The organism is Pseudomonas sp. RIT411 (assembly GCF_003057735.2).
Lineage (GTDB): Bacteria > Pseudomonadota > Gammaproteobacteria > Pseudomonadales > Pseudomonadaceae > Chryseomonas > Chryseomonas oryzihabitans.
On sequence record NZ_QBIZ02000001.1, the window covers coordinates 1 to 20,966 of the forward strand.

At 66.1% G+C, this 20,966-nt stretch carries 19 protein-coding genes; 1 reads left to right on the plus strand and 18 read right to left on the minus strand.

Annotated elements, in window-relative coordinates:
• The 6 genes from DBY63_RS00005 to leuC form a co-directional block, all read right to left on the minus strand.
• A partial coding sequence (locus DBY63_RS00005; RefSeq protein ID WP_112298111.1) for an aspartate-semialdehyde dehydrogenase occupies positions 1 to 859 on the minus strand: 859 nt, incomplete at its 3' end.
• 76 nt (positions 860 to 935) lie between these two features.
• Positions 936 to 2,048: an aspartate-semialdehyde dehydrogenase gene (gene asd / locus DBY63_RS00010; protein ID WP_007158663.1), complete on the minus strand. Its 1,113-nt coding sequence runs from the start codon at positions 2,046 to 2,048 to the stop codon at positions 936 to 938.
• Between the two features lie 56 nt (positions 2,049 to 2,104).
• On the minus strand, positions 2,105 to 3,187 hold the full coding sequence (gene leuB, locus DBY63_RS00015) for a 3-isopropylmalate dehydrogenase (RefSeq protein WP_027599659.1): 1,083 nt from the start codon (positions 3,185 to 3,187) through the stop codon (positions 2,105 to 2,107).
• Positions 3,188 to 3,206: 19 nt separating this feature from the next.
• On the minus strand, positions 3,207 to 3,971 hold the full coding sequence (locus DBY63_RS00020; protein ID WP_027599660.1) for a methyltransferase domain-containing protein: 765 nt from the start codon (positions 3,969 to 3,971) through the stop codon (positions 3,207 to 3,209).
• 45 nt (positions 3,972 to 4,016) lie between these two features.
• A complete protein-coding gene (gene leuD, locus DBY63_RS00025; protein WP_027599661.1) occupies positions 4,017 to 4,661 on the minus strand; it encodes a 3-isopropylmalate dehydratase small subunit in 645 nt (214 codons plus the stop codon).
• Between the two features lie 11 nt (positions 4,662 to 4,672).
• A complete protein-coding gene (gene leuC / locus DBY63_RS00030; RefSeq protein ID WP_027602049.1) occupies positions 4,673 to 6,097 on the minus strand; it encodes a 3-isopropylmalate dehydratase large subunit in 1,425 nt (474 codons plus the stop codon).
• 141 nt (positions 6,098 to 6,238) lie between these two features.
• On the opposite strand from leuC, the gene DBY63_RS00035 reads away from it, so the two are divergent.
• The gene (locus DBY63_RS00035) at positions 6,239 to 7,108 is read left to right on the plus strand and encodes a LysR family transcriptional regulator (RefSeq protein WP_108580968.1); all 870 of its coding nucleotides are present in this window, start codon (positions 6,239 to 6,241) and stop codon (positions 7,106 to 7,108) included.
• Positions 7,109 to 7,432: 324 nt separating this feature from the next.
• On the opposite strand, the gene DBY63_RS00040 is transcribed toward DBY63_RS00035, so the two are convergent.
• From DBY63_RS00040 to edd, 12 genes are all read right to left on the minus strand, one after another.
• Positions 7,433 to 7,606, minus strand: coding sequence for a DUF1289 domain-containing protein (locus DBY63_RS00040; RefSeq protein WP_007158669.1), 174 nt, complete (start codon positions 7,604 to 7,606; stop codon positions 7,433 to 7,435).
• Between the two features lie 92 nt (positions 7,607 to 7,698).
• Positions 7,699 to 9,099 (minus strand): carbohydrate porin, encoded by a 1,401-nt coding sequence (locus DBY63_RS00045; protein ID WP_007158670.1) that lies wholly within the window; start codon positions 9,097 to 9,099, stop codon positions 7,699 to 7,701.
• Between the two features lie 64 nt (positions 9,100 to 9,163).
• Positions 9,164 to 10,375, minus strand: a complete 1,212-nt coding sequence (locus tag DBY63_RS00050) for an AGE family epimerase/isomerase (RefSeq protein WP_108580969.1) — start codon at positions 10,373 to 10,375, stop codon at positions 9,164 to 9,166.
• Between the two features lie 40 nt (positions 10,376 to 10,415).
• On the minus strand, positions 10,416 to 11,321 hold the full coding sequence (locus DBY63_RS00055; protein ID WP_007158672.1) for a carbohydrate kinase: 906 nt from the start codon (positions 11,319 to 11,321) through the stop codon (positions 10,416 to 10,418).
• Between the two features lie 128 nt (positions 11,322 to 11,449).
• The gene (gene ugpC / locus DBY63_RS00060; RefSeq protein ID WP_042133683.1) at positions 11,450 to 12,550 is read right to left on the minus strand and encodes a sn-glycerol-3-phosphate ABC transporter ATP-binding protein UgpC; all 1,101 of its coding nucleotides are present in this window, start codon (positions 12,548 to 12,550) and stop codon (positions 11,450 to 11,452) included.
• Positions 12,551 to 12,561: 11 nt separating this feature from the next.
• Positions 12,562 to 13,392: a carbohydrate ABC transporter permease gene (locus DBY63_RS00065; RefSeq protein WP_108580970.1), complete on the minus strand. Its 831-nt coding sequence runs from the start codon at positions 13,390 to 13,392 to the stop codon at positions 12,562 to 12,564.
• On the minus strand, positions 13,385 to 14,302 hold the full coding sequence (locus DBY63_RS00070) for a sugar ABC transporter permease (protein WP_027599667.1): 918 nt from the start codon (positions 14,300 to 14,302) through the stop codon (positions 13,385 to 13,387). Before DBY63_RS00070 ends, DBY63_RS00065 begins: the two co-directional genes overlap by 8 nt.
• A gap of 163 nt (positions 14,303 to 14,465) precedes the next feature.
• The gene (locus DBY63_RS00075; protein WP_027599668.1) at positions 14,466 to 15,728 is read right to left on the minus strand and encodes an ABC transporter substrate-binding protein; all 1,263 of its coding nucleotides are present in this window, start codon (positions 15,726 to 15,728) and stop codon (positions 14,466 to 14,468) included.
• Positions 15,729 to 15,852: 124 nt separating this feature from the next.
• On the minus strand, positions 15,853 to 17,301 hold the full coding sequence (locus DBY63_RS00080) for an ATP-binding protein (RefSeq protein ID WP_108580971.1): 1,449 nt from the start codon (positions 17,299 to 17,301) through the stop codon (positions 15,853 to 15,855).
• On the minus strand, positions 17,291 to 18,031 hold the full coding sequence (locus tag DBY63_RS00085) for a response regulator transcription factor (protein WP_007158678.1): 741 nt from the start codon (positions 18,029 to 18,031) through the stop codon (positions 17,291 to 17,293). The genes DBY63_RS00080 and DBY63_RS00085 overlap by 11 nt, the downstream gene beginning before the upstream one ends.
• 105 nt (positions 18,032 to 18,136) lie before the next feature.
• Entirely contained in the window at positions 18,137 to 19,114 is a 978-nt protein-coding gene (locus DBY63_RS00090) for a glucokinase (protein WP_007158679.1), read from the minus strand.
• Positions 19,111 to 20,940 (minus strand): phosphogluconate dehydratase, encoded by a 1,830-nt coding sequence (gene edd, locus DBY63_RS00095; RefSeq protein WP_007158680.1) that lies wholly within the window; start codon positions 20,938 to 20,940, stop codon positions 19,111 to 19,113. Before edd ends, DBY63_RS00090 begins: the two co-directional genes overlap by 4 nt.
• Between the last annotated feature and the right edge of the window lie 26 nt (positions 20,941 to 20,966).

The following is a 20,966-nucleotide window of genomic DNA, read 5'->3' on the forward strand; positions in this document are numbered from 1 at the left end:
ACTCCCGCCCCAGCGCATCGCCGACCGCCGACGGACAATCGACGTCTTCGTCGAGCGCCAGACCCGGCTCGTCACCCAGGGCCTCGAGCACCTGCTCCAGCTGCCATTGCTCCTGGCCCCTCAGACTCAGCGCCAGGCTGTCGCCAAAGAAGACCGGAGCCTGCAGGACCGTGACATCCAGCACCGGCAAGGTCGCTCCCAGCACCTGCTGACATTCGTCCAGCAGGCGATGTTCCTGGGCAGTATAGCCATCCGCGGCCGGTGCACCGGTGCGACCGAGCAGATTGAAGGCCAGCTGGCCTTCGAACAGCCGGGCTTCCACCGGGCGACCATTGAGCAATTCGGTGGCCTGCCGCGCCAGTTCCTCGACCCCGCCACGGCCGGCGCCGGAGGCCGCCAGGCAGGCGGTCAGGGACGCATCGGTGAGCGCATTCAGGCGGGCCAGCAGGGCGGCCACGCTGGCAGCGGCCTGGGCAGCCGCCAGGGGGACGCCGAGCCAGGCGTTCGCCGCGAGGCTGTCCAGGCGTTCGCCATTGATGCGCGGAATTACGGACAGCGCGGCGGAGGCGCCGCTGAGATCGAGCACGGCGCAACCAGCGGCGGCCAGTCGCGGCTTCAGGCTTTCCACCACGGCGGCGGGCACGGCGAGGATGGCGATGCCGACCTGGGCGAAATCGAAGCCTTCGAGCCCGGTGACGCGCAGGTTGCTGCCTCGGAAGGGCAGATTCTGCCCCGCCGACTCACCGCTGGCGAGCAGGTGCAGCCGCCCGAGGGGCACGTCGCGCTCGTCGAGGAGTTCACGAATGGCTTCGCCGTAGGCGCTGGTGGCGCCGACGAGGGCGATATCTCTGGCAGTCATGATGGGGCGTCCGCAACGAAAGAGGGCCGCACTTTACTGGCGGCCCTCCTCCCTAGGCAAACGTTTAGCCGTCGACCTACTGTTCCAGCAGGATCCGCAGCATGCGCCGCAGCGGCTCCGCGGCGCCCCACAGCAGCTGGTCGCCCACGGTGAAGGCGCCCAGGTACTGGGAGCCCATGTTCAGCTTGCGCAGGCGGCCGACCGGCACGCTCAGGGTGCCGGTGACGGCAGCCGGAGTCAGGTCGCGCATGCTGACGTCGCGGTTGTTCGGCACCAGCTTGACCCAGGGGTTGTGCTGGCTGATCAGACCATGGATGTCGGACAGCGGCACGTCCTTGTTGAGCTTGATGGTCAGGGCCTGGCTGTGGCAGCGCATGGCGCCAATGCGCACGCAGATGCCATCCACGGGAATCGGATTCTTGAAGCGACCGAGGATCTTGTTGGTCTCGGCCTGGGCCTTCCACTCTTCGCGGCTCTGGCCGTTGGGCAGTTCCTTGTCGATCCAGGGAATCAGGCTGCCGGCCAGGGGAACACCGAACTGCTCGGTGGGGAAGGCTTCGCTGCGCAGGGTTTCGGCGACCTGGCGATCGATGTCGAGGATGGCGCTGGCCGGATCGGCCAGGCTGTCGGCGACGGCGGCGTGGGTGGCGCCCATCTGGCGGATCAGCTCGCGCATGTTCTGCGCACCGGCGCCGGAGGCAGCCTGGTAGGTCATGGCGCTCATCCAGTCCACCAGACCGGCTTCGAACAGGCCGCCCAGGGCCATCAGCATCAGGCTGACGGTGCAGTTGCCGCCGATGAAGTCCTTGCGGCCATCGGCCAGGGCCTGGTCGATGACGCGACGGTTGACCGGGTCCAGCACGATGACGGCGTCATCCTGCATGCGCAGGCTGGAGGCCGCGTCGATCCAGTAGCCTTTCCAGCCAGCCTGGCGCAGCTTGGGGAACACCTCGCTGGTGTAATCGCCGCCCTGGCAGGTGAGGATGACGTCGAGGGTCTTGAGCTCGTCGATGCTGTAGGCATCCTTGAGCGGCGCCACGCCCTTGCCAATGGCCGGGCCTTCGCCGCCGACGTTGGAGGTGGTGAAGAACACGGGCTCGATCAAGTCGAAATCCCGCTCTTCGAGCATGCGCTGCATGAGCACGGAGCCCACCATGCCACGCCAACCGATCAGACCTACACGTTTCATCGCTACTGCACCTTTGTTGTCTTGAGGACGGCCGCCTCCCCTGGCGGCCGATCAGATTAACGCCTAACGAGCGCCGCTACTACTGCTTCGCCCATCTCGCGGGTACCGACCCGCTGCTTGCCTTCCGACCAGATGTCGCCGGTCCGCAGGCCCTGGTCCAGCACCTGGCCCACAGCCGCCTCGATGGCCTCGGCCGCCGCGGCGGCACCAAAGGTGTATCTGAGCATCATGGCGACCGAGAGGATGGTGGCCAGCGGGTTGGCGACGCCCTGGCCGGCGATGTCGGGCGCCGAGCCGTGGCAGGGTTCGTACATGCCCTTGTTGTGCGCATCCAGGGACGCCGAGGGCAGCATGCCGATGGAACCGGTCAGCATCGAGGCCTCGTCGGAGAGGATGTCGCCGAACATGTTGTCGGTGACGATGACGTCGAACTGCTTGGGCGCGCGGACCAGCTGCATGGCGGCGTTGTCGACGTACATGTGGCTGAGTTCGACGTCCGGATAGTCCTTGGCCACCTCCTCCACCACTTCGCGCCACAGGCGGCTGGATTCGAGGACGTTGGCCTTGTCCACCGAGCACAGCTTGCGGCCCCGCAGGCGGGCCATGTCGAAGCCGACGCGGGCGATGCGGCGGATCTCGCCTTCGCTGTACGGCAGGGTATCGAAGGCCTGGCGCTCGCCGTTCTCCAGCACGCGGGTCTCGCGCGGCGAGCCGAAGTAGATGCCACCGGTCAGCTCGCGGACGATGAGGATGTCCAGGCCGGAGACCACTTCCGGCTTGAGCGTCGAGGCCTCGGCAAGTTGCGGATAGAGGATGGCCGGACGCAGGTTGCCGAACAGGCCCAGGGCGGAACGAATCTTCAGCAGACCGCGCTCGGGACGGATGTCGCGCTCGAGCTTGTCCCACTTGGGACCGCCCACGGCGCCCAGCAGCACGGCGTCGGCGGCGCGGGCACGCGCCAGGGTCTCATCGGCCAGGGGCACGCCGTAACGGTCGATGGCGGCGCCGCCCAGGTCGTCATGGACCAGTTCGAAGCCGAGGTCATGGTCGCGGTTGACCGCTTCCAGCACCTTGACCGCCTCGGCCATGATTTCCGGACCGATGCCGTCGCCCGGCAGGATGAGGATCTGCTTGCTCATTGTCTTTTCCTGTTCCAAATCAGATGGGCTGGGCCCAGAGAACCATGACGTCGACGGTGAAGGAGCCGTCGCGGTCGATTTCGAAATACTGGCGCACTTCCTGGCCGATCTTGCTCTGCAGGCTGCGGATGGCCTGGCACTGTGGCTCGGGGGTGCGCATGCGCGCGGTCCAGCTGGCGAAGTCCAGGCGCAGGCGCTGGCGACGGCAACGGGTCACGCCGAGGCGCGCCATGTCCAGCAGGCGGTGCCACTCGGCGAAGGAATAGTTACGCACATGGCTGATGTCGCGCAGGATCTCCACCGTCTGCAGGTAGGTATCCAGCCGCGGGTTGGCTGGCGAGATCACGTCGATGATGGCCATCTCGCCGCCATGGCGCAGCACCCGGCGCACTTCGCGCAGGGCCGCGCCGATGTCGCGCCAGTGGTGCGCCGAATAGCGGCTGAAGACGAAGTCGAAGCTGGCGTCGCCAAACGGCAGGTGCTCGGCCATGCCGGGCTGGACGCTGATGTTGTCCAGGCCCTGCTCGGCCGCGCTGCGCTTGACCACCGAGAGCATTTCCTCGGCCAGGTCCAGGGCGACAACCTGCCCGGCCACGGGCGCCACGTTGTAGCTGACGTGACCGCCACCGCAGCCGAGATCCAGCACCTTGGCGCCTTCGCGCTGGGCCACGGCGTCGCGCAGTTCGAGGAGTTCGGCGCCCTGCGCATGGACGGCACTGGTCAGATAGGCCTCGGCGGTGGCGCCGAATTGCTGCTGTACGTGTTGCTCGTGGTCACCGCTCATGGAGCCTCCGGAAAGAGCGCCGACCTCGCGGGCCGGCGACTGGGTTCAGGCGCTGGGGAACATCCAGGGACTGCTCTGGCGATAGCGGTCTTCGAAACTCGCGATGGCGTCGGCATCCTGCAGGGTCAGGCCGATGTCGTCCAGGCCATTGAGCAGGCAGTGCTTGCGGAAGGCATCGATCTCGAAGGACAGCGCCACGCCATCGGGACGGCGCACGGTCTGGCTCTCGAGATCGACCACCAGCTGGTAGCCCTCGCTGGCTTCGACCTGGCGGAACAGCTCATCGACGTCGGCATCGCTGAGGATGATCGGCAAGAGGCCGTTCTTGAAGCTGTTGTTGAAGAAGATGTCGGCGAAGCTCGGCGCGATCACCGAGCGGAAGCCGTAGCCATCCAGCGCCCAGGGCGCGTGCTCGCGGCTGGAACCGCAGCCGAAGTTCTCGCGGGCGAGGAGGATGCTGGCGCCCTGGTAGCGCGGCTGGTTGAGCACGAACTCGGGATTCAGCGGACGCTTGCTGTGGTCCTGGCCGGGCTGGCCGACATCCAGGTAGCGCCACTCGTCGAACAGGTTGGGGCCGAAGCCGGTGCGCTTGATCGACTTCAAGAATTGCTTGGGAATGATCTGGTCGGTGTCGACGTTGGCGCGATCCAGGGGTGCGACCAAACCGGTGTGCTGGGTAAAGGCTTGCATGGTCAGGCTCCTCAGGCGTTGGCGAAGTCGCGGACGTCGACGAAACGACCGGCGATGGCGGCGGCGGCGGCCATCGCCGGGCTCACCAGGTGGGTACGGCCACCGGCGCCCTGGCGGCCTTCGAAGTTGCGGTTGGAGGTGGAGGCGCAGTGCTCGCCACTCTCCAGGCGGTCGGCGTTCATCGCCAGGCACATGGAGCAACCCGGCTCGCGCCATTCGAAACCGGCTTCGATGAACACCTTGTCCAGGCCTTCACGCTCGGCCTGGGCCTTGACCAGGCCGGAGCCCGGCACCACCAGCGCCTGCTTGAGGGTGGCGGCGACCTTGCGGCCCTTGGCCACGGCGGCGGCGGCGCGGAGGTCCTCGATGCGGGAGTTGGTGCAGGAGCCGATGAAGACGCGGTCCAGCACGATGTCGGTGATCGGCTGGTTGGCCTTGAGGCCCATGTACTTCAGGGCGCGCTCGATGGAACCGCGCTTGACCGGATCGGCTTCGCGAGCCGGGTCCGGTACCTGCTGGTCGACGGCCAGGACCATCTCCGGCGAGGTGCCCCAGCTGACCTGCGGCTTGAGCTGGGCGGCGTCGAGTTCGACCACGGTGTCGAAGTGGGCATCGGCATCGGACACCAGGCCGCGCCACTGGGCGACGGCGGCTTCCCAGACGGCGCCAGTGGGCGCGAACGGACGGCCCTCGACGTAGTCGATGGTGGTCTGATCCACCGCGACCATGCCGACCCGGGCACCGGCCTCGATGGACATGTTGCAGATGGTCATGCGGCCTTCCATGGACAGGGCGCGGATGGCGCTGCCGGCGAATTCGATGGCATGGCCGTTACCGCCGGCGGTGCCGATCTTGCCGATGACGGCGAGCACGATGTCCTTGGCGGTGACGCCGAAGGGCAATTCACCCTCCACCAACACCCGCATGTTCTTCATCTTCTTGGCCACCAGGCACTGGGTGGCGAGCACGTGCTCGACCTCGGAGGTGCCGATGCCATGGGCCAGGGCACCGAAGGCGCCGTTGGTGGAGGTGTGGGAGTCACCGCAGACCACGGTCATGCCGGGCAGCACGGCGCCCTGCTCCGGGCCGATCACGTGGACGATGCCCTGGCGGACGTCGTTCATCTTGAACTGGGTGACGCCGAAGTCGTCGCAGTTCTCGTCCAGGGTGCGGACCTGGATGCGCGAGATCTCGTCCTTGATGGAGTCGAGGCCTTCCTTGCGATCGGGGGTGGTCGGCACGTTGTGATCGGGGGTCGCCAGGTTGGCGTCCAGGCGCCAGGGCTTGCGGCCGGCCAGACGCAGGCCTTCGAAAGCCTGGGGCGAGGTCACTTCGTGGATGATGTGGCGGTCGATGTAGAGCAGCGCGGAACCGTCGTCGCGCTGCTTGACCAGGTGCATATCCCAGAGTTTGTCGTAGAGCGTCTTGCCAGCCATGGATCGATTCCTCATCAGGCGTGGAACGGCACGGGCCTTTGCATGCCCTTGGTGCTTGTGGGGTCAAAGATACCGCGCTAGGCTCGCATGAAACAAATTCATCTTTTTCATGAAGCGCATAACTAACAGGAATTCGACGTCTTGGATCTCGCCAATCTGAATGCCTTCGTCGCGGTGGCCGAAACCGGCGGCTTTTCCGATGCGGGCGAGCGGCTACACCTGACCCAGCCAGCGGTGAGCAAACGCATCGCCGCCCTGGAGCTGCAGCTGGGACTGCGGCTGTTCGATCGCATCGGGCGCGAGGTCAGCCTGACCGAGGCGGGACGCGCCCTGCTCCACCGCGCCTACCAGATTCTAGGCGTGATCGATGACACCCGGCGTGCCCTGACCAATCTCAATGGTGCCATCGGCGGGCGGCTGACGCTGGCGACCAGTCACCACATCGGCCTGCACCGGCTGCCGCCGATCCTCAGGCGCTTCACCCGGGACTATCCCGACGTCGCCCTGGATATCCGCTTTCTCGATTCGGAAGCGGCCTACGACGAGATCCTGCATGGGCGGGTGGAGCTGGCGATCATCACCCTGGCACCCCAGACCGCGGCGCCGATCAAGGCGGTGCCGGTGTGGAGCGATCCGCTGGATTTCGTGGCGGCGCCCGAACATCCGCTGGCGAACCAGGCGGAAGTCACCCTGGCCGACGTGGCGCGGCATCCGGCGGTGTTTCCCGGTGGCAACACCTTTACCCGGCTGATCGTGCATGGGCTGTTCGATGCCCAGGGACTGACACCCAATATCGCCATGAGCACCAACTACCTGGAGACCATCAAGATGCTGGTGTCCATCGGCCTGGCCTGGAGCGTGCTGCCGCGCACCCTGCTGGACGACCAGGTGCGTCGCCTGCCGTTGCCGGGGATACAGCTGGAACGCCGGCTGGGGTACATCCTGCACACTGAGCGCACCCATTCGAATGCGGCGCAGGCGTTCATGGGGTTGCTGGATGAGGCGGGTTGAGCCGTGATTGGGGACTAGCCGTGCCTGAGATCGCGGCCATGGGCCGCTCCTACAGGCTGGTTCCGTACGCATAGATACGTAGCGTGGAGACGGCACAGCCTTTTCCGCAAGGGGGGTTGATGGCGAGGGGCGCCCTCACCCCCAACCCTCTCCCCAAGGGAGAGGGGGCTGTCCGAGTAGGGGTTCAGCTCCAACAGCGCGGGCTCGACCTGGGCTAGATGTCTTTATCGCGGCCATGGCGGTCCGCCGATGCGGCCGCTCCTGTAATTTGGCCTGTGCTGTAGGAGCGGCCCATGGCCGCGATAACGATATTCGCCGGCAACCCTATCCCTTCTTGAGCTTCTTCAGGCGTTTCCTGGACTTGTCGATGACTTCCTTGCGCTCCTTGTCCTTCAATTCCTTCCAGCCCTTGATCTCTGAGCGTTTGCGGCCACATCCCTGGCAGACTTCGTCCTTGATCTTGCACTGGCTGATGCAGGGACTTTCGACCTTACCCACGGCAACCTCGGAAATGAAAAAGGCCCTGCAGTATAACCACTGCAGGGCCCTGTCCAGCGCCATCCGGCAGGATGGCGGGCTATGGGGGCGATTTAGAAAACCGCTTGAACCTTCAGGCCGCCGACCACGGCATTGTCGACTTCACGCACGCCACCCGGGCTCTTGATGTACTGGATGTTGGGGCGCACGGTCAGCCAGTTGGTCACGTGCACGCCGTAGTAAAGCTCGGCGTCGTACTCGTTGTGCTGCAGGGGCGTGTAGGCCGGATCGTCGTAGTCGGTGGCACCGGCGGCCTGGTTGAGGGCGCGCTGGTTGTCGCGGAAATCGCTGTTGGTGCTGATGCGCGCGACGCCGAAGCCGATGTCATCCTTGGGACGACCGTCGAAGGGACCCTTGTACACCAGGCCGGCCTGGACGTAGTTGCTGACCTTGTTGACGTCCTTGGCATGGGCGGTGAAGTTGGCGAAGACCGACAGGCCGCGGCTCGGGTCATCGTTGTGCGCGGTGATCTGCTGACGCGCCACGACCCAGTAACCGTGCTTGCTGGAGTGCTCCTTGTAATCCAGCCCGGTGAGGGCCGCGGAGTTGCCGTTGACGTCTTCGTAGACGTCGTTGGCATCGGCGGTGCTGTAGTAGTAGCCGACGCGGTATTCGCCCGGCAGGCCGTTGACCTTGGGCGACCAGACCATTTCCACCGGCAGGACCGCACCCTTGGTGCCGCTGCCGTTGAGCTTGAAGCCGTTGCCGGTTTCCAGCAGCGACGGATTCTGCTCGTAGGCGCCGACCTGGACGAACAGCTCGGGGGTCAGGCTGTACTTGACGCGCAGGGCCCACTGGCTGACCGGCCAGTTGTACCAGACGCCTTCCCAGTTGCCGACCTGGGAGCCGCAGAACGCCAGGTTCTGGAAGTCGCACTCGAAGGAGTTGAAGTCCTCGCCCTCGCCGAAGCGACCGGCCTTGATGTCCAGACGGCCATCGAAGAAGCCCTTGGACAGCCACAGCTGGGTCAGACGCCAGGTCTGGCCACGGCCATAGACTTCCTGCACCGAGGAGTAGCCGCCAACGCGCGGATCGGTGATGCGGTCGTCGGTCAGGTTACGGCCGTCACGGGAGGTGATGGCCAGCTTGAACACCGAGTTCTCCCAGCCGGCGATCTTGTTCATGTCGCCCCAGAGCCCGAACATGTACTGGGAGCTCCAGCGCCCGGTGCGGTCGTCGTCGTAGCCGCCACGCAGGTTGGTCGCGCCCTCGCCGACGTATTCGAGCTTGATGTCCCAGCCCTTGTCGCGCAGGTCCTTGCGCACGCCACCCCAGTCACCGGTCATGGTGTTGCCCAGCGGCTCGAAGGCGGCCTCGGTGTTGTTGACGCCACTGAAGTTGCCGCCCGGGTTGGCCTGGGGCGCCGCCTGGGCACCCGCGGCGACCGCCAGGGCCAGCAGCGACACCAGGGGCAGTGCGCGCCCCGGACGATTCTTGTGGTTTTGCTTGTTCATTACTGAGATCCCTTTTTATTGAAGTGATGACACCCCGGGTGCCCGAAACCCGCGTCTCTAATACTTACGGCAGGACGTTGAGGACTTCGTAACAGGCACCCATGGTGTGGTAGTCGACCTTGCCGGCCGGACTCTTGTCGTCGGAGTACTTGTGGTTCCGACGGTCGAGCAGGCGCCACCACGCGCCGTGCTCGTGATCGATGAAATGCGTCCAGCTGTAGCGCCAGAGCGCCTCATAGTGTTCCCAGTAGCGCGCCTCGCCACTGCGCTCCGCGAGCAGCGCAGCAGCAGCCAGGGCCTCGGCCTGCACCCAGAAATACTTGTCCGGATCGCAGGGCGAGCCACCCGGGGCGAAGCCGTAGTAGAGGCCGCCGTGCTCGCCATCCCAACTCAGGCGCCAGGAGATGTCGAACAGCGCCCTGGCCCGCGGCAGCAGCCAGGGCTGGGGGCGATGGCGTTCAAGGATGAGCAGCAGCTTGGCCCATTCGATCTGGTGCCCCGGCTGGAAACCCCAGGGCCGGAACAGATTGGCCGGATCGTCGCGGTTGTAGTCCCAGTCGATGGACCAGTCGCTGTGGTAGTGCTCCCAGACCAGGCCGCCGGGGACCTCGTCGGCCACCCCGCCCTGCCCCAGGGTCAGTGCGGCCTGGCGCTGGGTCATGTTGCGCGCCAGGGTCTCGGCGCGGTCCAGGTAGCGCACCTCGCCACTGGCTTCGAAGGCGGCCAGGAGGGCTTCGCAGGCGTGCATGTTGGCGTTCTGGCCGCGATACGGCGCCACGGTCTGCCAGTCGGCGCTGATCTCGTCGACATAGAGGCCATCGGCTTCGCGCCAGAAATGGGTCTCCAGGGATTCCCAGGCTTCGCTCAGCCAGCCGCGGGCTTCCTCGATGCCGGCCTGCAAGCCGTGGGCATAGGCCAGCACCACGAAGGCCAGGCCATAGCAGTGATTGGTGCCATCCACCACGGTGTCGCCGTCGAGCAGCCAGGCATAGCCGCCATTGGCCTGGCGATGCCGCTCGCGCAGGTATCTCAGGCCATGGCGGGTCGCGTCCAGAAAGGCCGGATCGCCATAGTGCCGGTAGGCCATGGCGAAATCGAAGACGAAGCGGGTGCTGGAGACCAGATGGCGGGTCTGGCTGTCGTAGACCGTGCCGTCGTCCTTGAAGAAGTGATAGAAGCCGCCTTGCGGATCGACACAGCGGGGATGGTAGAACGCCAGGGTGTGGCGGACGTGCTCCAGCAGGGTGTCGCGACGACGAAAATCGGGGAAGTCCATCGGGTTTCCTTGGCGGCTATTGTTGTTGTGGGAACGCGGTCTAAAGGGGGCTCACCTGCAGCAGGGCTTCGACGTCGGCGCGGGTGGGCGCATAGGCGCCGGCATGGCGGCAGGACACCGAGGCACTGGCCGCGGCGAATCTCAGGCGCTGCTGCAGATCGGTCAGGCCCAGCAGGCCGGAGGCCAGCCAGCCCGCCATGCAGGCGTCGCCGGCACCCACGGTGTCGGCCACGTCCACGGCGATGGCGGCCTGCTGCCACTCGCCTTCCGGCGTATAGAGCACCAGGCCGTGTTCGCCGCGGGTGAAGAGGATGCGGGCGTGGGGATTGAGGGCGCGCAATTCGTCCAGCGCGGCACGCTCGTCCAGGCCCGGATAGATCTGGCGGATGTCTTCGTCGGACAGCTTGATGTCGTCGGCCAGGCGCACCAGCTCGGGAAAGGTCTGCTGGCGATAGCGATCGTCCATCAGGTTGCGCCAGTTGGGGTCGTAGCTCAGGCGCTTGCCGGCGGCCTTGGCCTGACGGGCCAGGTCCAGCAGGGTGTCGGCCAGCGGATAGCGGGCCAGGCTGATGCAGCTGAAATGGCAGACCTCGGCGGCCTCCAGCCAGCCTTCGGGCAGCAGCGCCGGATCGAACTGGAGATCGGCTTCGCCGGCGAAGAAATAGCGCGGCGGACGACTCGACGGCACGATGGCCACCAGCGGATCGGCGGCGACGCGCTGCAGGAAGCGGGTATCGAGGCCGGCGGTTTCCGACTGCCAGGCGATCTCGTCACCCAGACCGTCCTGGCTGATGGCGCCGCCAAAGGCGCTTTCCACGCCCAGCCGGGCCAGGCCACGCGCCACGTTCCAGGGGGCACCGCCCGGGTAACCCCGCCATTCGCCAGGATTACCCTGGACGATGTCGGTGAGGGCTTCGCCAAAGACCACAACGCGGGGTAGTGCCATTGTTGTTCTCCTGTCTGTCACGGCGGCCGGAGCTGCACTCCTGGCCTCTGGTAGGGCCGCGACCCGACGTCAGGCGCGGCGGCGGGCGGACCTTACCATTGCTGTAACGTTTCAGCCATGAGCTCCGTTCAAGAAAGTCGGCGACCGCTCGCAGGATCGAACAGCACCGCCCGTCGCGAATCGATCCGCCACAGCACCTGGTCGCCGGCCCGCGGCGCTTCACCCGGGGCCACCCGGCAGCAGACCTTGGTGCCGTTCCACTCGGCATACAGCAGGGTATCGGGACCGGTCGGCTCGACCACCTGGATCCGCGTCAGGATGCCTGGCACGGCGTTGTCCGCCGGATGCGCCGACTGGATCTGCTCCGGGCGCACCCCAAGGATAGCCTCTCGCCCCGCGAGCGCTGGATCCAGATCGGGCAGGTCCACCTGGCTGTCGCCGATATCACCGGTGACGCGGGCGACCACCCTGCCCTCGCGCGCTTCCAGGCGCACCGGCACGAAGTTCATCGGCGGCGAACCGATGAAACTGGCGACGAACAGATTGGCAGGGTCGTTGTAGATCTCCTCGGGGGTGCCGAATTGCTGCACCTCGCCGTCCTTCATCACCGCGACGCGATCGCCCAGGGTCATGGCTTCGATTTGGTCGTGGGTGACGTAGACGGTGGTGGTCTGCAGGCGCTGGTGCATCAGCTTGATCTCGGTGCGCATCTCCACCCGCAACTTGGCGTCGAGGTTGGACAGCGGCTCGTCGAACAGATAAAGCTTGGGCCGGCGCGCCAGGGCGCGGCCCATGGCCACCCGCTGCTGCTGGCCACCGGAGAGCTGCGCCGGCTTGCGCTCGAGCAGATGCTCGATCTGCAGGAGCTTGCTGACCCGCGCCACCTCGGCGTCGATCTGCTCCTTGGGCGTCTTGCGGATCTTCAGGCCGAAGGCGATGTTCTCGCGCACGGTCATGGTCGGATACAGGGCGTAGGACTGGAACACCATGGCGATGTCCCGGTCCTTGGGCTCGACCTGGGTGACGTCCTCGCCGTCCAGGCAGATGGCGCCGCTGCTGATGTCCTCGAGGCCGGCGATGGCGTTCATCAGGGTGGATTTGCCGCAGCCGGAGGGCCCCACCAGGATGAGGAACTGGCCGGCGTCGATGCGGATGTCGATGCCCTTGAGGGCTTCCTGGGCGGCGTTGCCGTAGGTCTTGCGTACGCTTTTGAGTTCGAGAGCTGCCATGGTGGCCTTCCTTATCCTTTGACCACGCCCGAGGTCAGGCCCCGGACGAAATACTTACCCGCGAAGATGTAGACCAACAGCGTCGGCAACGCGGCGATCATGGCGGCCGCCATGTCGACGTTGTATTCCTTGGCGCCGGTGCTGGTGTTGACCAGGTTGTTCAGGGCGACGGTGATGGGCTGCGACGAGCCGCTGGCGAACACCACGCCGAACAGGAAGTCGTTCCACACCTGGGTGAATTGCCAGATCAGGCTGACCATCACGATGGGCGTGGACAGCGGCAGCAGGATCTTGAAGAAGATGGTGAAGAAACCCGCGCCGTCCAGCCGCGCCGCCTTGATCAGGGCGTCGGGAATGCCCACGTAGTAGTTGCGGAAGAACAGCGTGGTGAAGGCCAGGCCGTAGATCACGTGCACCAGCACCAGGCCGGCGGTGGTGTTGGCCAGGCCCAGCTGGCCGAGGGTGAAGGACATCGGCAGCAGGATCACCTGGAAGGGAATGAAGCAGCCGAACAGCAGCAGGCTGAACAGCAGATTCGACCCGCGGAACTGCCACTTCGACAGGGCGTAGCCGTTGAGCGCGCCGATGAAGGTGGAGATGAGCACCGCCGGGACGGTGATCATGAAGGAGTTCCAGAAGTAGCTGTGCACCACGTCCCAGGCCTTGAGCCAGCCGATGATCGTCCAATCCAGGGGCAGGCTCAGCAGGTTGCCGGTGCGGACGTCGTCCGGGGTCTTGAAGCTGGTCAGCAGCATCACCAGCAGCGGCACCAGATAGACCGCGCAGGCTGTGATCAGGGTGGCGTGGATGGCCACGCGATTGACGTTCAGAGCCTTAGCCATTTCGCTTGCTCCGCAATTCCGAGTAGAGGTAGGGCACCAGCACCGCCAGCACCGCGCCGAGCATCAGCACCGCACTGGCCGAACCCAGGCCCATCTGGCCGCGGGTGAAGGTGTGCTGGTACATGAACACCGCCGGCAGGTCCGAGGCGTAACCGGGGCCGCCCGCGGTCATGGCCATCACCAGGTCGAAGCTCTTGATGGCGATGTGGGCGAGGATCATCACCGCGCTGAAGAACACCGGCCGCAGGCTGGGCAGGACGATGCGCAGGTAGATGGTCGGCAGCCCTGCCCCGTCGACCTGGGCGGCTCTGAGGATGGAGGAATCCACGCCGCGCAGGCCGGCGAGGAACATGGCCATGACGAAACCCGAGGCCTGCCAGAGGGCGGCGATCAGCAGGCAGTAGATGACCCGGTCGGGATCCACCAGCCAGTCGAAGCGAAAGCCTTCCCAGCCCCAGTCGCGCAAGAGCTTGTCGAGCCCCATGCCGGGGTTGAGCAACCACTTCCAGGCGGTGCCGGTAACGATCATCGACAGCGCCATGGGATAAAGGTAGATGGTGCGGATGAAGCCTTCACGGCGGATGCGCTGGTCCAGCAGGATGGCGAAGAAGACGCCGATGGCCAGGCTCAGCAGGATGAACAGGCCGCCGAAGATCGCCAGGTTCTTGCAGGCCACCAGCCAGCGATCGTTTTCCATGAGCCGGGCGTACTGGGCGAAGCCGGCGAAAGTGTAGCTGGGCAGGAAGCGCGAGTTGGTAAAGGAGATCACCGCCGTCCACAGCATGTAGCCATAGAGGCAGACGACCATGGCGATGGCCGTGGGCGCCAGCACCAGCTTGGGCAGCAGGCGCTGCAGCCGGTCCGGACGTCGACTGACGGTCGCGACGGGAAGGGTTTCGGTAAGAGCCATGGGGCGCTCCCAAGGGGTGGTATTATTTTTATGGAGCTGGCCGGTCTCAGAATGCATCGCGGCACAGCACCTGGGCTTATCGCGGCCATGGGCCGCTCCTACAGGCAGTTCGGGCGCCTGCAGGAGCGGCCGCAGCGGCGGACCGCCATGGCCGCGATTGGCCTTACTTGGCGGCCTGGATGGCGGCGACCAGTTGCTCGGTGGCCTTCTTCGGATCGGCGTTAGCGTCGTTAAAGAAGTTGGTCACCACGTCGAAGATCGCACCCTGCACATAGCTGGTGTTGGCCATGCTGTGCGCCATGCTCGGCTCGGCCTTACCGTCGGCGTTGGCCGCCTGGAAGTCCTTGGCGGACTGCTGGGCGCAGCTGTCGAACTTGGCCAGGTCGATGTCGTTGCGTACCGGGATGGAGCCCTTGTTGAGGTTGAAGACCTCCTGGAAGGGCTTGTCGATGACGGTGCGCACCAGGTCGTCCTGGGCCTTCTGGTTGTCCTTGTTCTTGATCTTGAACATGGCCAGGGAGTCGATGTTGTAGATGAAGTCGCCCTGGGTGCCCGGCATCACCACGCACTCGTAGTCGACGCCCGGCTTCTTGCCGGCAGCGGTGAATTCGGCCTTGGCCCAGTCACCCATGATCTGCATGCCGGCCTTGCCCTCGATGACCATGGCGGTGGCCAGGTTCCAGTCGCGACCGGCGGCATTGGGATCGACATAGCCCTTGATGCGCTTGAAGGTCTTGAACACCTCGACCATCTTGTCGCTGCGGATGGTGTCGGCATCGGTTTGCACGAAGACCTTGTCGTAGCCTTCCGGGCCCATGATGGCCATGACCAGGGATTCGAAGATGGTGCCGTCCTGCCAGTTCTGACCGCCATGGGCCAGGGGCACGACGCCGGCGGCCTTGAGCTTGTCGGCGGCCTCGAAGAATTCGTCCAGGGTGGTGGGGACCTTGGCGCCGGCCTTCTTGAAGACGGCGGGGTTGATCCACAGCCAGTTGATGCGGTGGATGCCGGCCGGTACCGCGACGTATTCGCCATCGTGCTGCATGGTCTGGGCCACGCGCTTGGGCAGGATGGTGTCCCAGTTGCCCTGCTTGGCGATGTCGCTGATGTTGGCCAGGAAGCCCATGCCGGCCCATTCCTGGATGTCCGGGCCCTTGAGCTGGGCGGCGGACGGCGGGTTGCCGGAGACGGCGCGGGTCTTGAGCACGGTCATGGCGGCCTCGCCGGCGCCACCGGCCACGGCGAAGTCCTTCCAGGTATCGCCTTGCTTCTGCATCAGTTGCTTGAGGACATCGACGGCGCGAGCCTCGCCACCGGAGGTCCACCAGTGCAGCACCTCGACCTCACCGGCATGGGCGGTCAGGGGGGCGGCGAGCGCGGCGCAGGAAAGGGAAACGGCGAGAGCGAGACGATTCAACGCATTCATGAGGGGGTCGTTCCTTGTTGTTTTTTTATTGGAGCTGGGCCGAGTCTAGTCAGACGACTGCGGCCGTGGGTAACGAAGGGAAGGAGATTTGTCACGGGCTGGTGACATAGCGAAAGACGGCTACCTAGCTGCGCGGCAGGGTCAGGGTAACCCGCAGACCGCCCTCGCGCCGGTTGCGCAGCTCCACCTCGCCACCATGGGCATGGGCCAGGTTGCGGGCGATGCCCAGGCCTAGGCCATAACCCTGGCGGTCGGTGGCCAGACGGACATGGGGCTGGAACACCTGCTCCAGCTCCCGCTCCGGCACTCCCGGGCCTTCGTCGTCGACATGCAGGACGAAGGTCTGGCCGTCGTCTTCCACCTGCAGGTGGGCGCGATAGCCATACTTGAGGGCATTGTCCAGCAGGTTGCCGATGCAGCGTTTCAGCGCCAGCGGCTTGCCCAGCAGGGTGCCCCGGGCTTCCCCGGTGAGGCGCACCCGCGGTGGCTGCTCCTGGGTGAAGGGCTCCACCAACTGCAGCAGCAGCGCCTGCAGGTCGACCGGCTCCAGATTCTCGTGGATGTCGGTGTCCTTGACGCACTGCAGGGCGCCCTTGACCAGCAGGTCCAGCTCGTCGAGATCGCGCACCAGCTTGGCCTGCATCACCTCGTCGTCCACCAGCTCGGCGCGCAGACGCAGCCGGGTAATGGGCGTGCGCAGGTCGTGGGAGATGGCGCTGAACAGCTGGGCGCGCTCGTCCAGGTAACGGGCGATGCGTTCACGCATGGCGTTGAAGGCGCGGGTGACCTCGCGGATCTCCTGGGCGCCCTCCTCGCGCACCGGCGGCGTATGCACCTCCAGCGACAGCTCTCGCGCGGCACGCGACAGCCGCTTGAGCGGGCGACTCTGCCAGCGGATCAGAAGGCCGATGAACAGCAGCAGGAAGGCGCTGCTGAAGACCATGAACAGCAGCTGCTGCAGCGGCAGCCAGGACTCGTCCAGGCTGTAGTAGGGCGCCGGCATCAGGGTGGCGAGATACACCCACTCCCCTTCGCCGATGCGGATCTGGGTCACCAGCACCGGCGGCTCCAGCGGCTCCAGACTCAGGGCGTAGTGTGCCCAGGAGCGCGGCAGTTCGTCGAGCGCCACGGCGCCGTTGAATAGCCGCAGCTGCTGCGGGCCGATGAATTCGACGTACATCGGCATGGCCGCGCCCAGGCGTTCGCGCAGTACCGCCTCGACCCCCTGGAGCACCGCCCGGCGGCCGGGCGTATCCGGCAGCGCCTGCATGGTCAGCGGCTTTTCGTTGAGCGAGACGAAGAAGCGCGTGCCGCCCATGTTGCGCAACTGCTCCAGCACCAGCGGCCGATAGGCCGGCGGCAGCAGGCTGAAGTAGCGCACGCTGGCGGCGATGGAATAGCCCAGGCTGCGGGCCGCCGTCTGCAGGCCCTGGTTGCGGTCGCTGCGCAGGGAGGCGGACCAGAACAGTGCCGAGGCACCCTGGGCCAGGAGCACCGCCAGCAGGGTCAGGAGCAGCATCCGCGCCAACAGGGAACGCGGCACCAGCCGCGCGAGCAGACCGCTACACCGCATCGGCGACCAGTCCGCTGACCTCGGCGGCGAGCAGATAGCCGGAACCCCGTACGGTGCGGATCAGCCGCGGCGACTTGCCGGTGTCTCTCAGGCGCTGGCGCAGGCGACTCACCGCCATGTCGACGATGCGCTCCAGCGGCAGCACCTCGCGCCCGCGGGTGGCATTGGCGATGGTGTCGCGATCGAGGATCTGCTGGGGATGGTCGAGAAATAGCTTGAGCAGGGTGAAATCGGCGCCGGAGAGGATCACCTCCTCACCGTCGCGATGGAACAGCCGGTGGCTGACCGGATCCAGGCGCCAGTCGTCGAAGGTGAGCAGACCGGTGGCCGCCGGGCGCGTCTCGCCGAAGCCGGCCCGGCGCAGCAGCGCCTTGATGCGTGCCAGCAATTCACGCGGACTGAAGGGCTTGCCTAGGTAGTCGTCGGCGCCCAGCTCCAGGCCGATCACCCGATCGGCTTCGTCGGAACTGGCGGTAAGCATGATGATGGGGACCTGGCGGCAGCTCGACTGCTCGCGCATCCAGCGGCAGAGGGCGAAGCCGTCTTCGCCGGGAAGCATGACGTCGAGGATCAGCAGATCGGGGACGAAGTCGCCCAGCGCCCGGCGCAGTTCGCGGCCGTCGCCGACGGCGCGCACCAAATAGCCGGCACGGGTGAGATAGGCGTCGAGAAGCTCACGGATTTCCCCGTCGTCGTCGACGACCAGGAGGGATTTGCCCAGGGTGGACATGGCGATGTTCGCTCTTGTTGTCTTGGCCGGAGGCCAGCTACCGGTAGTGCCGGCAGCATACCGGGGTCGGGCGACCTTGAGTAGTCGCCCGACCCCGGGGATGGATCAGGCCTGCCGTGCCTCGGCGATGGTCTGATCCAGGGCAACGCCGGCACCGAACAGGCCCGGGTACTCGGCGGTCACCAGCCAGGCCGGGATGTCCTTGAGGTAGGCGCTGCTGGTCTTGCCCTTGTCGGCGAAGGCATGGGCGAAGGCCCCGCTCTGGAAGCGCTCGACGAAGCGCGGCAGGATCCCGCCGGCGATGTAGACGCCCCCCAGGGCGCCCAGGGTCAGGGCCGCGTTGCCGGCGACCCGCGCCAGCCAGATGAAGAACTGTTCCAGCACGGCGTCGGCATAGGGATCACCCTTGAGCGCCAGCTCGCAGATGTCCGCCGCGCTGTGCAGGGCGGCGGTCCGGCCGTCCAGTTCGCAACTCGCGTGATAGAGGTTGACCAGGCCGCTGCCGGACACCACGCGCTCGGCGGAGACGTGGTTGCCGAACTGGCGCTTGAGGATCTTCCAGATATCGAATTCGCGCTGGGTGTTGATCGGCAGGTCGACATGACCGCCCTCGCTGGGCAGCACGATCCAGCGATCCTTGCCGCTCGGCACCAGGCTGGCGAGACCCAGGCCGGTGCCCGGCCCGATCACCAGGCGCGGGCGGGTCGGCAGGGCAATGCCGTCGCGCACCTGGACGGAGTCCGCCGGATCCAGGCGGGCGATCGCCCAGGCCATGGAGGTGAAGTCGTTGATCAGCAGCAGATGGGTCAGGCCCAGCTCGCGGCAGAACTGCTCGCGCTTGATCACCCAGTGATTGTTGGTGAAGCGGAAGTCACCCTCGCCCACCGGGCCCGCACAGGCGAGGCACACGGCGGTGATGTCGTCCAGCGCCACGCCGGTCTGCGCCAGGTACTTGCGCACGGCGTCTTCCGGGCAGGCGTAATCCGCACAGGCGAAGACCTCGATGGCCTCCAGGCGACCGTCGCGCCACAGGGCGAAGCGGGCATTGGTGCCCCCGATGTCGCCAACCAAAGCCAAACTCATTTCAGCGCCTCCAGGCTGGAAGTAAATGCACTGGCACCCGATTCGGCCGTGCTCATGGCGCCGCGCATGAAGGCGAACAACTCACGACCACAGCCTACCCCGGTGCCCTGGGGCGCTTCGACCGCCTGGCGGGCCATCCATTCGTCCGCCGGGACCAGAATCTTCAGCTCTCCGGTACGCCCATCGACGCGGATGAGATCGCCATCACAGACCTTGGCCAGCGGACCGCCATCGATGGCTTCCGGGCAGACGTGAATCGCCGCCGGAACCTTGCCCGAGGCGCCGGACATGCGGCCGTCGGTGACCAGCGCCACCTTGAAACCGCGATCCTGCAGCACGCCCAGGTAGGGGGTGAGCTTGTGCAACTCGGGCATGCCCAGGGCCTTGGGTCCCTGGAAGCGTACCACCGCGACGAAATCGCGCTCCAGCTCGCCGGCCTTGAAGGCCGCCGCCAGTTCGCTCTGGTCATGGAAGACCCGCGCCGGGGCTTCCACCAGCTGGTGCTTGGGCGCCACGGCCGACACCTTCATCACGCCGCGACCGAGGTTGCCCTGCATGACGCGCAGACCGCCCTCCTCGTTGAACGGGCGACTGGCCGGACGCAGGATGTCTTCGTCCAGGCTCTCGGCCCGGCCGGTGCGCCATTCCAGCTTGCCGTCCACCAGGAAGGGCTCCTGCAGGTAGCGCGACAGGCCGCGACCCATGATGGTGTTGACGTCTTCGTGCAGCAGCCCGGCCTCGAGCAGGGTGTGCACCATGAAGTTGACGCCACCGGCGGCGTGGAAGTGATTCACGTCGGCCTTGCCGTTGGGGTAGACCTGGGCCAGGGTCGGGGTCACCGCCGAGATCTCGGCCATGTCGTCCCAGGTCAGCTGGATGCCGGCGGCCTGGGCGATGGCCGGGATGTGCAGGGTGTGGTTGGTCGAGCCGCCGGTGGCGCTCAGGGCCACCACCGAGTTGACGATGGACTTCTCGTCGACGATCTCGCCCAGCGGCATGAAGTTGCCACCCTGGTGGGTGATGCGGGTCACCTGGCGCGCCGCCTCGCGGGTTAGTTCGTCGCGCAGCGGGGTGTAGGGATTGACGAAGGAGGAACCCGGCAGGTGCAGGCCCATGACCTCCATCACCACCTGGTTGGTGTTGGCGGTGCCATAGAAGGTGCAGGTGCCGGGGCTGTGGTAGGACTTCATCTCCGATTCCAGCAGCTCTTCGCGGGTCGCCTTGCCCTCGGCGAAGGCCTGGCGCACGCGCGCCTTCTCCTTGTTGGAGATGCCCGACGGCATGGGGCCGCCCGGGACGAAGATCATCGGCAGATGGCCGAAGCGCAGCGCGCCGATCATCAGCCCGGGAATGATCTTGTCGCAGATGCCGAGCAGCAGCGCGGCGTCGAACATGTTGTGCGACAGGGCCACGGCGGTGGACATGGCGATGACTTCGCGACTCGCCAGACTCAGCTCCATGCCGGCCTCGCCCTGGGTCACGCCGTCGCACATGGCGGGCACGCCACCGGCGAACTGACCAACGGAGCCGATCTCGCGCAGGGCCTGCTTGATGATCTCCGGATAGTGCTCATAGGGCTGATGAGCCGACAACATGTCGTTGTAGCTGGAAACGATGGCGACGTTGGCCTGGTCCATCAAACGGAGGCGCTGCTTATCCGTCGAGGATCCACACCCGGCGACGCCATGGGCGAAATTGGCGCATTGCAGTTTGCCGCGCTGCGGACCGTCGCTGGCGGCGGCCCGGATCATGGCGAGGTAACGCTCACGGGTCGGACGACTGCGTTCCACCAACCGCTGTGTGACTTCGAGGACGCGAGGATGCATGGTTTCGATTCTCCACCGGGCTAAAT

Excerpts from the sequence above, each read along its gene's own strand:
- DBY63_RS00050 (WP_108580969.1), bottom strand. The coding sequence starts at position 10,375 with ATGGACTTCCCCGATTTTCGTCGTCGCGACACCCTGCTGGAGCACGTC.
- DBY63_RS00075 (WP_027599668.1), bottom strand. The coding sequence starts at position 15,728 with ATGAATGCGTTGAATCGTCTCGCTCTCGCCGTTTCCCTTTCCTGCGCC.
- DBY63_RS00055 (WP_007158672.1), bottom strand. The coding sequence starts at position 11,321 with ATGGCACTACCCCGCGTTGTGGTCTTTGGCGAAGCCCTCACCGACATC.
- asd (WP_007158663.1), bottom strand. The coding sequence starts at position 2,048 with ATGAAACGTGTAGGTCTGATCGGTTGGCGTGGCATGGTGGGCTCCGTG.
- DBY63_RS00020 (WP_027599660.1), bottom strand. The coding sequence starts at position 3,971 with ATGAGCGGTGACCACGAGCAACACGTACAGCAGCAATTCGGCGCCACC.
- leuC (WP_027602049.1), bottom strand. The coding sequence starts at position 6,097 with ATGGCTGGCAAGACGCTCTACGACAAACTCTGGGATATGCACCTGGTC.
- leuD (WP_027599661.1), bottom strand. The coding sequence starts at position 4,661 with ATGCAAGCCTTTACCCAGCACACCGGTTTGGTCGCACCCCTGGATCGC.
- leuB (WP_027599659.1), bottom strand. The coding sequence starts at position 3,187 with ATGAGCAAGCAGATCCTCATCCTGCCGGGCGACGGCATCGGTCCGGAA.
- DBY63_RS00045 (WP_007158670.1), bottom strand. The coding sequence starts at position 9,099 with ATGAACAAGCAAAACCACAAGAATCGTCCGGGGCGCGCACTGCCCCTG.
- DBY63_RS00065 (WP_108580970.1), bottom strand. The coding sequence starts at position 13,392 with ATGGCTAAGGCTCTGAACGTCAATCGCGTGGCCATCCACGCCACCCTG.
- DBY63_RS00070 (WP_027599667.1), bottom strand. The coding sequence starts at position 14,302 with ATGGCTCTTACCGAAACCCTTCCCGTCGCGACCGTCAGTCGACGTCCG.
- ugpC (WP_042133683.1), bottom strand. The coding sequence starts at position 12,550 with ATGGCAGCTCTCGAACTCAAAAGCGTACGCAAGACCTACGGCAACGCC.
- edd (WP_007158680.1), bottom strand. The coding sequence starts at position 20,940 with ATGCATCCTCGCGTCCTCGAAGTCACACAGCGGTTGGTGGAACGCAGT.
- DBY63_RS00080 (WP_108580971.1), bottom strand. The coding sequence starts at position 17,301 with ATGCGGTGTAGCGGTCTGCTCGCGCGGCTGGTGCCGCGTTCCCTGTTG.
- DBY63_RS00085 (WP_007158678.1), bottom strand. The coding sequence starts at position 18,031 with ATGTCCACCCTGGGCAAATCCCTCCTGGTCGTCGACGACGACGGGGAA.
- DBY63_RS00090 (WP_007158679.1), bottom strand. The coding sequence starts at position 19,114 with ATGAGTTTGGCTTTGGTTGGCGACATCGGGGGCACCAATGCCCGCTTC.